Source organism: Acidimicrobiia bacterium (assembly GCA_040289475.1).
Taxonomy (GTDB): Bacteria; Actinomycetota; Acidimicrobiia; order ATN3; family PSLF01; genus PSLF01.
Window position 1 is genome coordinate 153623 of sequence record PSLF01000001.1, and the last position, 12807, is coordinate 166429.

13 protein-coding genes are annotated in these 12807 nt (G+C 54.9%); 12 read left to right on the forward strand and 1 reads right to left on the reverse strand.

The genetic code is table 11. From position 1 onward, the window contains the following. Positions 1 to 2 precede the first annotated feature (2 nt). The 9 genes from C4318_00705 to C4318_00745 are packed head-to-tail and all read left to right on the forward strand — an operon-like array spanning position 3 to position 8758. On the forward strand, positions 3 to 464 hold the full coding sequence (locus C4318_00705; GenBank protein MER3453668.1) for a molecular chaperone: 462 nt from the start codon (positions 3 to 5) through the stop codon (positions 462 to 464). Further along, positions 454 to 1092, forward strand: a complete 639-nt coding sequence (grpE, locus tag C4318_00710; GenBank protein MER3453669.1) for a nucleotide exchange factor GrpE — start codon at positions 454 to 456, stop codon at positions 1090 to 1092. Before C4318_00705 ends, grpE begins: the two co-directional genes overlap by 11 nt. Positions 1093 to 1119: 27 nt before the next feature. Further along, complete coding sequence (gene dnaJ, locus C4318_00715) at positions 1120 to 2268, forward strand: molecular chaperone DnaJ (GenBank protein ID MER3453670.1); 1149 nt, start codon at positions 1120 to 1122, stop codon at positions 2266 to 2268. After that, entirely contained in the window at positions 2265 to 2702 is a 438-nt protein-coding gene (locus tag C4318_00720; protein ID MER3453671.1) for a hypothetical protein, read from the forward strand. Before dnaJ ends, C4318_00720 begins: the two co-directional genes overlap by 4 nt. Further along, complete coding sequence (locus C4318_00725) at positions 2699 to 3898, forward strand: hypothetical protein (protein ID MER3453672.1); 1200 nt, start codon at positions 2699 to 2701, stop codon at positions 3896 to 3898. The genes C4318_00720 and C4318_00725 overlap by 4 nt, the downstream gene beginning before the upstream one ends. Then, a complete protein-coding gene (locus C4318_00730; protein MER3453673.1) occupies positions 3876 to 5102 on the forward strand; it encodes a hypothetical protein in 1227 nt (408 codons plus the stop codon). Before C4318_00725 ends, C4318_00730 begins: the two co-directional genes overlap by 23 nt. Continuing rightward, positions 5099 to 5293: a hypothetical protein gene (locus C4318_00735; GenBank protein MER3453674.1), complete on the forward strand. Its 195-nt coding sequence runs from the start codon at positions 5099 to 5101 to the stop codon at positions 5291 to 5293. Before C4318_00730 ends, C4318_00735 begins: the two co-directional genes overlap by 4 nt. Further along, positions 5275 to 7899, forward strand: coding sequence for an ATP-dependent chaperone ClpB (clpB, locus tag C4318_00740; GenBank protein ID MER3453675.1), 2625 nt, complete (start codon positions 5275 to 5277; stop codon positions 7897 to 7899). Before C4318_00735 ends, clpB begins: the two co-directional genes overlap by 19 nt. Before the next feature lie 16 nt (positions 7900 to 7915). Then, complete coding sequence (locus C4318_00745; protein MER3453676.1) at positions 7916 to 8758, forward strand: hypothetical protein; 843 nt, start codon at positions 7916 to 7918, stop codon at positions 8756 to 8758. On the opposite strand, the gene C4318_00750 is transcribed toward C4318_00745, so the two are convergent. Further along, on the reverse strand, positions 8755 to 9618 hold the full coding sequence (locus C4318_00750; protein MER3453677.1) for a hypothetical protein: 864 nt from the start codon (positions 9616 to 9618) through the stop codon (positions 8755 to 8757). The two genes, C4318_00745 and C4318_00750, sit on opposite strands and share 4 nt — an antisense overlap. Before the next feature lie 43 nt (positions 9619 to 9661). On the opposite strand from C4318_00750, the gene C4318_00755 reads away from it, so the two are divergent. Genes C4318_00755 through C4318_00765 form a run of 3 tightly spaced genes read left to right on the forward strand, consistent with a single transcriptional unit; the run spans position 9662 to position 12751 of the window. After that, positions 9662 to 10345, forward strand: a complete 684-nt coding sequence (locus C4318_00755; GenBank protein ID MER3453678.1) for a hypothetical protein — start codon at positions 9662 to 9664, stop codon at positions 10343 to 10345. Further along, positions 10342 to 11466 (forward strand): UDP-N-acetylglucosamine 2-epimerase (non-hydrolyzing), encoded by a 1125-nt coding sequence (locus C4318_00760; GenBank protein ID MER3453679.1) that lies wholly within the window; start codon positions 10342 to 10344, stop codon positions 11464 to 11466. The genes C4318_00755 and C4318_00760 overlap by 4 nt, the downstream gene beginning before the upstream one ends. A 10-nt stretch (positions 11467 to 11476) precedes the next feature. Next, positions 11477 to 12751 (forward strand): hypothetical protein, encoded by a 1275-nt coding sequence (locus tag C4318_00765; GenBank protein MER3453680.1) that lies wholly within the window; start codon positions 11477 to 11479, stop codon positions 12749 to 12751. Positions 12752 to 12807: the final 56 nt, after the last annotated feature.

Here is a 12807-nt window from a genome sequence, read left to right on the forward strand (position 1 = left end):
CAATGGCTACGTACAGGCGTCGCCCAGGTGACATACTCGGGTTTCCCGAGGAAATGCGCCGACTCCTCGACATCGCTTGGGAAACTCACGAGGTGGCAGGGAGGCGAGGTGTTTGGGCACCGCCTGTCGATATTTATGAAACGCCCGAGGAAGTGCGCATTTTGATTGACTTACCAGGGCTCAAAGCAGACAGCCTCGATGTCACAATCGAGCGAAACGTCCTAACGGTAAAGGGAGACCGGAGGCTGTCCAACCCTCAAAAGGACGGGAAGTTTCTTCGCATAGAGCGCCCTTCGGGGACCTTTCACCGTGCTATCGGATTGCCCGATGGCGTTCAGTCAGATCGGGTTTCCGCATCGCTCAAAGACGGTGTGTTGACCATAACAGTTCCCAAAGGTTCCTCTGCTAGACCAAGAAAGATAGCGATCGTCACCGACGAAAACAGCGATACAGATGAAGAGTGAGATGGAAAAAACTGACAAAAAAGAAAATTTGGGGAACGCAGATGCCGCCGCCTCCGATCAGAAGAGGGCGGATTCTGAGGCCACCACATCAAGCAGCAAGCCCGAGCCGCGAGAGGAACACGATCCGCTACGCGCCGCAGAAGAAAGAGCCGAGGCAGCGGAGAAGAAAGTCGCGGAATACCTTGAAATGGCCCAGCGCATCAAGGCCGACTATGAGAACTACCGCAAGCGCATGCTCAAAGAGCAAACACTTTACCTCGAGCATGCGGCCCGCAGAGTAGTCGAGTCTCTCCTTCCGGTACTCGATGCTTTCGAGCTTGCCTTGTCCAGTCTTGACCAGATACGAGGTACCCACGACAACATCGCTAAAGGAATCGAAATGGTATATGCAGAATTGATAGCCACTCTCGCAAAGGAGGGGCTGTCCCGGATCGACGAAGCAGGTGTCCCATTCGATCCGCACATACACCATGCCCTCGAACGAGAGGGAATCAGACGTGAAGGAGACGAGGAGTACGTGGCAGCCGTGATACGCCCCGGCTATAAGCTGAAGAGTCAGGTACTCCGTCCAGCCGAGGTAAGAGTTGGGTACCGTACCACACCGCCTGACAGTGCGAGTGAGACCTAAGAGCACCCACGAGTTACTGCCATGGATGTGAGCCCCCAGGACCTCGAAAAAGATCTCTACGCCGTCCTAGGCGTCTCCGAAGGCGCCGACGAAAAAGAGCTCAAGAAGGCGTACCGACGCCTCGCTCAGCAATACCATCCCGACAAACATCCTGGAGACAAAGAGGCCGAGGAAAAGTTCAAGGAGATTTCCCACGCATACGACATCTTGTCGGATCCGGTGAAAAGAAAGCAGTACGACGAGGGTCGGCGTCTTCTACGGAGCGGGGTTGGATTCGGAGGGCCTTTCGTCGGAGGCTTCCCTGAAGGGCTCTTTGGGAACCTCGAAGATCTAGGTTTTTTTTCCGACCTTTTTGGGGCCGGGTTCGGGACTCGCACTCGGAAAACTCGGCGAGGCTCTCGAGGTCGGGACGTGTACACCGACGCCTGGATCGACTTCGAAGAAGCCTTTTTTGGCTCGATCCGTACGCTCTCGGTTCAAACCGAGCAACCCTGCTCTGCCTGTAGAGGATCGGGATCCTCGAGCGGCTCCCCTCCCGATCAGTGTCCTGCTTGCGGAGGGAGAGGTCTTATGCAGTCGAGGCTCGGCGGAGAATTCAGCATAGCCACAACGTGCACACGATGCGGGGGATCGGGAAAAGTCATAAGTGACCCCTGCACGAGGTGCGAGGGAAGCGGTGTGGAAAGCATAACCAAAAAGATAAAGGTGAAGATTCCAGCGGGAGTTGACGATGGGCAAACCATCAGAGTGGCAGGAAGGGGACGGCCAGGGGCTTTCGGCGGCCCTCCTGGAGACCTCTATGTAAGGGTACATGTAAGACCTCATCCTTTCTTCACCAAAAAAGGCAAGGACCTTTACTTGGAACTGCCGGTCACATACCCCGAGCTGGCCCTTGGCGCCGAGATCGAGGTCCCCACTATGACCCAACCCGTAACGATCCGCATTCCGCCTGGTACTCAGAGCGGAAGGACCTTCAAGATAAGAGGCAAAGGCGCCGACACGCCATCGGGAACTGGCGATCTTTACGTGACGGTCCAACTGACGGTGCCCACCAGGCTCACTGCCGCCGAAAAGCGGGCTTTAGAGGCATTCGCCCAGGTGCACAAAGCCTCACCCCGAGCCGAAATCGATGCATACCTTGCGAAAGTTCGAAAGGAGCGTGTGGCAGCCAAATGAAAGACGGCACGCACGACGTAAAGAGACGAGAAGCAAAGAACGAACATGCCCGAGATAATCAGCTGTACTCCATAGGGGCGGCAGCTCGCGTCGCAGGATTCCATCCCCAGACACTCAGGTGGTACGAGAAGAAAGGACTGATCAAACCCATACGCACCCGCGGTAACGCACGGCGCTACACAGCCGGAGACATCGAGCTTCTGTCTAGAATCAAGACTTTATCGAAGAGAGGCATGAGCCTCGAGGCTGTGCGACTGGTACTGTCGCTAGAGAAAGAACGGCAGATGCTTTACGAGCTCGTGGATGCTCTCCGACGCGAGGTTTCCAGGCTTTCCTCGGCTTCCGATCCTTCCTCCCCTCCTCTGCGACCCCATCGTAGATCCACACGTCACAGCGGGTCTTACGAGACAGGAGCAGCGGCGAGCGGCGGGTGAGGATATCTGTTACAGCCGTAGCTGCCAAAAAATCTGGCGGCTCGACTCTCATTCTCGAAAAGCTCATCGAACACCTTCCTAAAGTGGCTGTCAATCATCACTTTCGTTTCTTCCTGTCCGTTCCTTTTGTACGGTCCCTCTTCAATAAACTCGACATTGACGCACCCAAGGAACTAGACGATCCCATAGACATCGCCGACAACGTCGACGTCGTCGCGGTTCCTCCCGGCTCTCAGCTAGAGCGCCTTTTGTGGGACCAGCTTTCATACCCCCGCTTGCTGAAACAGTTCCGGCCCGACGTCAACGTCAACGCATTGGGATTCGGTCCTTTGTATCCGAAAGTTCCCCAGTGCACCTTCCTTAAAGATTCAACTTACTTTTGTCCTATGAGGAGCTACCAGCGCGGTCTGGTGGAGCGTGCTCGTATCGAATTAGGAAGGCTACTTCTTCTACAGGTCATGGCGCGCTCCGAGTGCGTTGTCGTCCCTTCCAAAGCCCTGGCCGAGACAATCACCAGCGCTGCTAGAGGGATAGAGCAGAAGCTCGTGGTACTGCGAGATCCTTTCGAAGCTGATTACAAGGATCCTGACGAACGGCGTGAACAAGGGGAATTATCGCCAGGTGGTACCCCGGTTCGAATCTTGTATCTAAGTCATTTAGAGCCGCACAAGGCTCACTCTTTCCTTCCACTGGTAGCTCTGGAACTCGAGAAGCAAACTTTAAGGAACTTTACTTTTGTTGTTGCCATAGACCGAGCTGACTCGCCTCGCCTCTATGACGCATTCATAGCCGAGATTCGTCGGACCGGTACCGCTGAGTATTTCGAGGTCCACCCGAGGCTTTCGCCGGCCGAAGTTAGCCAAGAATTAGCCTGTGCCGACGTATTCTTTTTTCCGTCGTTATGTGAATCTTTTGGTTATCCCATGGCAGAAGCTGGAGCCGCCGGAATCCCCGTGGTGGCCTCCCACACCGCCATCAACAAAGAGATGCTTGGGGAAGAGGCTATTTACTTCGAGTCGCTGAGGGCCGACAAAGCAGCAGAAGCTTTGAAAAGCGTGATCGAAGACGCCAGCGTGCGCCGCGCATGCGCTCGGGCTATTCAGCGGCACCAGCGATCGCTGTTTTTGGGATGGGAAGAGTATTCTCAGCGTGCGATAAAAATCATCACGGGAATTGTCGATGCCAAAAAAAGATAGTCCTTTTAGGCTCGCTATCGTCGCCCCGCTCCCTGTGCAGTACAACTCACCCTTTTTCAGGCGCTTAGCTGAACAAGATGGAATCTCCCCCACCGTCCTTTATGGAACTCTTGCCCACACTTACGAGTCGTTCGACGAAGGTTTCGGGATTTCGTATTCATGGGACATACCACTGCTCGACGGTTACCGTTACAAGGTCATACCCACGATAAAAACAACGGACCAGGATCGTGGCCTAGCCCTCATCGCGCCAAGGTTGCTTTTCGAACTGAAACGGTCGCGCTACGATGCGGCTCTCATCTATGGGTGGGGGGATTGGTACTCGAGGAGTGCCCTTGTTGCATGCTTCGTCAACAAACTTCCCTTCTTTTTGACCGGAGATGCCACGCCTATCTACCCCGATCCCCCGCTCCGAGGAGCGGTGAGGCACCTTTTGCTATCCATACTGCTAAATCGAGCTGCTGGATGTCTCTATGTGGGAACACTGCAGCGAATCTACTTTGAGCGCTTAGGGGTCGATGATTCGCGTCTTTTCTTTCATCCCTGGACTGTAGACAACGATCGCTTCTTCGCAGCCGCTACTTTTGACACCGAGAAAAAAAACAAGCTAAGAGCGGAGTTTGGCCTTCCCGCTGACATTCCTCTAGTGGTCTTTTGTGGAAAGTTCATAAGTCGCAAGCGTCCGCTGGACATTTTGAAAGCGCTAGCCACCCTCCAGCGTGAGGGCGTCCGATGCGGGGCTGTATTCATCGGCACGGGCGAGCTGGAGCCATTACTCGAGTCGATGGCTATCCGGGAACAGCTAAAAGACGTGTACTTTTTGGGGTTTGTCAACCAGTCGGCACTCCCGGATGCTCTAGCTGCGTGCGATGTGCTAGTCCTCCCATCCGAGAAAGATCCGAGGGCTACGGTTGTGGCTGAAGCTATGGCTACTGGGCTTCCCGTTGTTATCTCTCACCGTGTAGGACTTTGGGGATTCGGTGACATTGTCATCGAAGGTGAGACTGGGTTTGTCTATAGCTGCGGCAGCATCGACCAGTTGTCCGAGGAGTTGAGAGTACTTTTAGTAAACAGCGAGTTGCGTATCCGTATGGGTAAGGCAGCCTTGGAGCGCTTGAAGACCTGGGGGCTGAACGAACGCGTCGAAGGAGTGAAGGAGGCGATTGAGAGCCTTCGCCGACACCGGCGGATTGCGAGCCATTGAACAGCCTGGCCATCTCGCCGACAATCGTAGATCCAGAACGTACGTTGGCGCATCGTAGTGGGCAAGGCCCTCCGGTAGAGCTCGACGCCGTCAACCTCGACGTCGGGTTTTTGTTTGAAATTACTGTGTTCGGAGGAATAACTGGCCCATCGCCGCTCGTTTTTCGGATCCGATGGAACTCGAAAACCTAACCCAAAAATCTAGAGAAGCACTGCTCCAAGCGGTCAAAGCTGCAAAGGAGCGAGACAACCAGTTCGTGGAGCCAGAGCACCTTCTTTACGCGCTCGTAAAGCAGCAGGACACGGTCGTTCACCCTCTATTGCAAAAGTTGGGGGTCGCCCCCTCCGAGCTCGAGGCCAAAACAGACCAGAGGCTGTCGCGGCTGGCAAAGGTGTATGGCCCCGGTACGGAACCGCAACTAAGCCGCGACACTCTCCAGGTGTTGGAGAAAGCTGACAAACAGCGGGAGCTTCTGGGCGACGACTACCTCTCTGTCGAGCACCTTTTTCTTGCTCTCTTGGAGATCGGAGGCGATGCGGCCGAGATACTCCGCTCGACTGGACTGACCCCGGATCGAGTTCTGACAGCGCTGCGGGAAGTGAGAGGAACATTGAGGGTAGATACTCCGGAGCCCGAGTCCAAGCTACAGGCTCTGGAGCGATTCGGACGAGATCTTACTCAACTAGCTCGTCAAGGAAAACTTGACCCCGTTATCGGCAGGGACGAAGAAATCCGCAGGGTCATACAGGTACTCTCGAGGCGAACAAAGAACAACCCCGTGCTAATTGGTGATCCCGGGGTCGGCAAGACAGCCATCGTCGAAGGGCTGGCCCAGAGAATTGCAGCGGGGGATGTTCCCGAAGGGCTGAAGAACAAGCGGTTGATCGCACTCGACATCGGTGCAATGGTAGCGGGCACCAAGTACCGAGGGGAGTTCGAAGAGAGGCTCAAGGCCGTCTTAGAGGAGATTCGTGCATCCGAGGGGCAGATCATTACCTTCATAGACGAGATGCACACAATTGTGGGAGCCGGAGCTGCCGAGGGTGCTGTCGACGCCGCCAACATGCTCAAACCGATGCTGGCGAGAGGCGAGCTTCGAATGATCGGGGCCACGACACTCGACGAGTACCGCAAGTACGTAGAAAAAGATGCAGCCTTGGAGCGCCGGTTTCAGCCCGTTTTCGTAAAAGAGCCATCCGTAGCCGATACCATCGCAATTCTAAGAGGGCTAAAGGAGCGCTACGAGGTACACCACGGCGTAAGAATCCAGGACTCGGCCTTGGTGGCGGCTGCAGTCCTTTCGCACCGCTACATTACCGGACGTTACCTTCCAGACAAGGCAATCGACCTTATAGACGAGGCTGCGAGCCGTCTACGCATCGAAATCGATTCGATGCCGACAGAAATAGACGAGGCAGAACGGCGCAAACGACAGCTCGAGATCGAGCGGGCGGCAGTGGCCAGAGAGACCGATCCAGCATCCAAAGCTCGACTAGAGGCCATCGAGAAAGAGTTGGCTGAGCTGCAGGCCACGCTCGACGAGATGATTGCCCATTGGCAGAACGAAAAAGAGGCGATCACGGCCATCCGCCAGATAAAGGAGCGGATCGAAGAGGCTCGAATCGAAGCTGAAAAGGCGGAGAGGCAGGGCGATCTCGAGAAAGCCGCCCAGCTTAGATACGGGGAGTTGGTCGGGCTCACCAAGGAGCTTGAGGCTCGCCAGGCTCGCCTTGACGAACTACAAAAACACCGCAAGATGCTCAAGGAAGAAGTTGACGACGAGGACATCGCAGAGGTCGTAAGCCGCTGGACGGGCATTCCAGTATCCAAGCTAATGGAAGGTGAGGTTCAAAAACTCATCCACATGGAAGAAAACTTGCACAAACGGGTCGTCGGACAAGATGAGGCGGTCTCGGCGGTGGCAAACGCGATCAGAAGGTCGAGATCGGGTTTGTCCGATCCGAATCGTCCAATTGGCAGTTTCTTGTTCCTCGGACCAACGGGAGTAGGTAAGACCGAACTGGCGAAAGCCCTGGCGGAGTTTCTCTTTGATGACGAGAGGGCGATGGTCAGGATCGATATGTCCGAGTACCAGGAAAAGCACACGGTTAGCCGACTAATTGGTGCACCCCCTGGGTATGTAGGATACGAAGAAGGCGGTCAGCTCACCGAGGCTGTTCGGCGGCGGCCCTACGCCGTTTTGCTGTTGGACGAAGTAGAAAAGGCACACTCCGACGTCTTCAACATCTTGCTTCAGCTTATGGACGACGGCCGGCTCACCGATGGCCAGGGAAGAACCGTCGACTTCACCAACGTCGTTCTCATAATGACCTCCAACGTCGGGAGTGCCTACATCGACCCCGACGTTCCAGAAGAGATCGTGAAAAAACGAGTAATGGATGCGGTCCATCAGACATTTAGGCCCGAGTTTGTAAACCGTATCGACGAGATAGTAGTTTTTCACCGCTTGACCCCAGAAGACATAGCTAAAATCGTCGAGCTCCAACTGGAACGATTGGCTTCTCGGCTCGAAGAAAAGGGGATCACGCTCCGCGCCACTCCAGCCGCTCGTTCGAAGCTGGCAGAGTTAGGCTACGATCCGGTATTTGGCGCCCGGCCATTGAAGCGGGTGATTCAGCGAGAGATTGCGGACAAACTCGCTTTGCAGCTACTGGAGGGTCGCTTCGAAGAGGGTGATACCGTAGAAGTCGACTGGGATGGTAGTCAGTTAATATTCACGAAGACGAACTCTGCCGATACAGCGCCGGTCGCCGCGGCAGTAGGCGACCAACGTTAACAAGGCCGAGGCAGACTTGCCTCGAAGGCTACTCAAGTCTGCAGCCCGCTCCGCAGTCCGATCGTTGCTGCCTCTAGAAGGTCGCCGGCGAGTTATGGGATTCCTGGAGTCTACCCCCATTCCAACGATTCTGGCGCGACTCCTGCCCGCTCGGGTTCACATAGAAGGGTGCGAGTTTCTAGTGTCCGACGCACCTGTCGGCGACCCTCGGACGTTCTTCGAAATGCTGGTGGGGAGCCACGAGTCTGCAGAGCGCAAACTTGCTATCGAGGTATTCAAAGGCGACGCTGCTCTGGTGGATTTAGGAGCAGGATTGGGAACGGTGTCGGTGTGTGCTGCAGCTGTTCACCAGATCCCTTACCTGGTCGCCTGCGAGCCCAACCCCCGGCTATACGGCCTCTTAAGACGAAACTTGGCAATCAATCGCATTGACGGGCAAGCTGTACCCGCTGGAATCTGGTACGCCCAGGCCCCACCGGCGCTGGAGTGCGCAGGCAGCAGTTGGACAACTGGTCGCCTCACCTCCGAGGAGAGTGGCGATAGCCTTCCCACAGTGGTACCCAAGACATTAGCTGCCATCGTCAAGGAGCATCTTGCGGATAGCGAGTTTTTCCAACTCCTCTGCGACATTGAGGGCCTTGAGTGGCAGTTATTCGCTCACGAAAGCACGTTGTTAGCAGAGAGGTGCCTAAGGATGGTTGTCGAGCTCCACTCAGACCTTGCCACTCCGAGCCGTTTTGGAGCTGACACTACCGCACCCGATGAGTTGTTGGGGGCCGCGGACCGCCTCCTAGAGCCTTTGGGATTCATGCGAATTGCCCAGATATCTGTGGTCGCGGCATACGAGAGAGACAGTTAATCGAACTGCTTTTCGACTGCAGCTGCACTTGCGGTACTGTGCTCCGACCGCATCTCGTAAATTTTGGCGGCCGTCAGCAGTGGATACCAGAATTCGTGCAAAAACGCGTAAATGAAACCCTCCCGGCCGTCTAGGAATCCCAGCTTGAAAAAGTAAGAGTAAACGAAGATAAGAAACGGGCGCGCAAGTGGCGGCACGACCCTGACCATTAGCGAATTGAGCAAGGCAGCTTTGCGGTTCTCGGAGGCCGCAGGTATTCGCCTCCCCATCCCGGCTAACTCGTCTTCCGCCTCCCTTGTCGAGTAGAAATCATGTTTTATTATCCAATCCGACAGAGGCTTTCGGTCCTCGTGGATCATAGCCCCGGACAGAACCCCGACAGGTCCGTCAACCCGCGTATACTCGACAGACCGTGTATGCTCGGCAACACGGCTTCGAGGGGGATTTACTAGCCTCAATACTTTGTATCCCTTAGATCTTCCATAGCGGAGGTGCTTTCCCAGGAAGTAAAAGCGGCGCGGTATGTAGTATCCAAACGGTCCTTCAGGCCCAGGAGGTCCTAGGGACTCGAGTTCCACTGCCAACTCGTCGGATATTCGCTCGTCTGCGTCCAAAAATAAAATCCAGTCGTATCCCGCTCCGTAGTTGTCGAGAATCCAGTTCCTCGACCTGGCGAAGGACTCGAAGGGGTGAAACGCTGTCTCTGCACCCATTGACTCGGCAATTTCAACAGTTTTGTCGGTGCTTCCAGAATCCACTACCAGCATCGGACACTTCAGCGGGAGCGCAGAGCCCAGGCATGCGCTGATGTTAGCTTCTTCGTCTTTAGTAAGAACTGCGATCAGAAGTTTCGAGTTCATGCCTGTATTATCTTCGTCGAGCTCACCAAGTTACTAGCATTGAATGCGGCGTTTGATGGAAAAGTATAAGACAACGCGTAAAAAATTCGATTACAAAGCAGAGAGGGACTTCTTCAAGGATGCCATAACCGAGGTAAAGCCTTACGAGTGGCTTGACCGGGACATGAGCCTGTGGATAGAGGGATACCCTGACGTGCTTTCGGAAGCCACGATTCTCGACATCGGAGCAGGTGAGGCACTACAGGGGATTCTGGTCGCCGAGCGATACTCACCCCGATTATTCGTCGCGTTGGAGCTGGTTCCGCAACGCCTGATCGCAGCCTCCCAGCGGGCTGCCACCTTGCCCGGTCTCGCCGTCGTAGCAGGAAATGCTTACACTACTCCTTTCAAAGATAACACCTTTGATGTGGTAATAGGCAACGGCGCCCTCCACCACATGCCCGATACAGAAGCAGTAGCCGCCGAGATAGCGAGGGTACTGAAACCTGGGGGTTTATTCTTCGGAAGAGAGCCCAACTTCTACAACCTAGCTGTCCGCTACAGAGTTCTCCACGGGCCCCATGTATCTCCAAATGAGTGGGCAGTAACAGCCCCGATCATTCAATCCGCTTTTCGAAAAGCGGGCTTTGACGAGGTAGGAGTATCGTACTTTTGGCGGCGATTTCCGATCGTAACTAACCGCTTTCTCGCGGTCTCTCAGAGGATCTTTGCCAGGCTAGGAAGGTGAGAGTAGCCGTACTCGTCGCCGCGCGTCCCAACTTCGTCAAAACCGCGCCCCTAATAAGAGCCCTCGAAGCGCTTGGGGTCGACGCCACCGTAGTCCACGCCGGCCAGCACTACGATAACGTAATGTCGGAAGCTTTCCTGCGGGACCTTGACATTCCGTGGCCTGCCGTGAACCTAGGGGTAGGCTCTGGAAGCCACGGCCATCAAACAGCAGCTACGATCCTGGGGGTGGAACAGTTTTTGTGCGAGTCGACTCCCGATGCAATTGTCGTAGCCGGAGATGTGAACGCCACGATGGGAGGCGCTATAGCGGGCGCCAAAGCGGGTATTCCTGTGGTGCATCTCGAGGCTGGTCTCAGATCGTTCGACAGGTCAATGCCTGAAGAAATCAACAGAGTGGTGACTGACCACTTGTCCCACCTGTGCCTGGCGCCCTCTCGAGATGCGGTAGAAAACCTGGCTCGGGAGGGAATAATCGGAGAGCGAGTGGCACTCGTCGGCAACTGCATGATCGACACGCTCCTCGAAAAATTAGAAGAGGCTCGCGCCCGCAGGGTTTGGGAGAAACTAGGTCTGCGCGCAGAAAAGTACGCGGTTCTCACGCTTCACCGACCTTCAAACGTCGACGACGCCAACAAGATCGCAGAGCTTGTCCAAACAGTACTAGAAGCTGCCACACCTTTTGACGTGGTATTCCCCATGCATCCAAGAACCGCCAAGATGCTTCGTCCTTCCGCCATCAGCGCTTCAAGATCTTCAAGACTTATGAGTATCGAGCCGCTCGGTTACATCGACTTTCTTTCGCTGCTCATCTCGGCAAGAATCGTCTTTACTGACTCTGGAGGGATTCAAGAGGAAACCTCTGTTCTTGGAGTGCCATGCGTAACACTGCGAAACAACACCGAGCGTCCCATCACTATCTCCCTGGGAACCAACCACCTTGGGGGAACGCGGCGTGAGTCGATTTTGCAGGTTTCCAAAGAGGCTCTGGAGTCCCCCTATCCCAACCCTAAGACGATTCCTCTGTGGGACGGAAAATCTGGAACAAGGGCCGCGCGCAAAGTTGTCGAGTTAATCGAGGGCTTGACCGGAAGGCATAACTGGGAGGACTTGCAACAGTAGTCAGCGTGCCATGAGAGTTTGCCTCGCAATCCCGTACTTTCCTCCCGAATTGGGAGCAGCTTCGGTACGTGCCAAGTCAATGCTGTCCGCCTTCGAAAAAGCCGGCCACGAAGTGGTCATAGTAACACCCAAACCGTCCTACTTTCTAGAACATCAAAACTACGGCCACGGAGAGAACCGCTATTGGCGTCCTTCCGATAGCGAGGGGCTAGGTAGCAAAAAAATACAGGTACACCACACACTTTTACCTCTGAGAGCCGGCGGCGACGGCCTCGGAACCAGGCTAATTCTCGAGCTGTTTGCTTCCTTCTTGGCGGTTCCCGCCGTAACAAAGGCGGCACGTGGCTGCGATTTAGTGTTCACATCATCACCTCCTTTGACTTATGCGCTCGCATCGGCTGTGGCAGGCCGCTTAGCGAGAGCGAAAGTTGCCGTAGAAGTACGGGACGTCTGGCCCGACATCATTTTCTCCGCCCTTGTCGAGGAGCGATCTCGTGCCCCCCTCGTTAGAGGGCTGGGCTTTATCGGGCGCTTGCTCTCGCACGTGCTTTACAAGCTTGCCTTTGTGGTCGTGTGCGTAACACGATCAGACACAAGGAGGCTCTCCGGCTCTCTCGGCAACAAAAAGCCCGTTTTATACGCTCCCAACGGCGCCGACGAAGAGGCAATAGCTGCGGGTGAGCTACTGCCGCATTTTGATTCAAACCGGAAAAAACGTTCCCGATTCAAAATTGCTTACGCTGGCCGGCTCGGTCCGGCTCAAAAAGTATCGACTCTGTTGGAAGCAGCTTCTCGAATTGAATACCCAATGGAAATTACGATCATAGGATCTGGACCAGAGCGACAAACAGTTCAACGCATTGCTAATCAACAAAGAAGGCACTTGGTATCGTTGCTAGATCCGTTACCTAGAAAAAAGGTGCTCGAGATCCTCGCCGAGCAAGATGCCATTTATGTTCCGCTTGCATCCAAATCGATCGTATCCTCTGTGCCATCGAAATTATTCGAAGCATGGGCACTAGGTATACCTGTCGTTGCGGCCGCAGCAGGAGAAGCTGCACAGATCGTCAATGAGGTAGCAGGTGGAGTAGTTGCAATGCCAGACAACCCGCACAGCATTGCCCGTGCAATTGAGGCGTTATGTACCGACTTGGATGTCGCATCGAAGATGGGGGCGAACGGTCGAAACAGTGTTTTACAAAAATTCTGTCGTGACAAGATCATGGCAGAACTGGTAAGGACATTGACCGAAGCAGTTGCCGCTGCCGATGCTCATCCCACCTGATATGCGCATTTCCTGTTAGCATAGTTACACCCAAACGTGGCTGGCCGAGCACATCA

Coding starts and splice junctions, on each gene's coding strand:
- C4318_00705 (MER3453668.1), top strand. CDS start 3: ATGGCTACGTACAGGCGTCGCCCAGGTGACATACTCGGGTTTCCCGAG.
- C4318_00720 (MER3453671.1), top strand. CDS start 2,265: ATGAAAGACGGCACGCACGACGTAAAGAGACGAGAAGCAAAGAACGAA.
- C4318_00755 (MER3453678.1), top strand. CDS start 9,662: ATGCGGCGTTTGATGGAAAAGTATAAGACAACGCGTAAAAAATTCGAT.
- C4318_00750 (MER3453677.1), bottom strand. CDS start 9,618: ATGAACTCGAAACTTCTGATCGCAGTTCTTACTAAAGACGAAGAAGCT.
- grpE (MER3453669.1), top strand. CDS start 454: ATGAAGAGTGAGATGGAAAAAACTGACAAAAAAGAAAATTTGGGGAAC.
- clpB (MER3453675.1), top strand. CDS start 5,275: ATGGAACTCGAAAACCTAACCCAAAAATCTAGAGAAGCACTGCTCCAA.
- C4318_00765 (MER3453680.1), top strand. CDS start 11,477: ATGAGAGTTTGCCTCGCAATCCCGTACTTTCCTCCCGAATTGGGAGCA.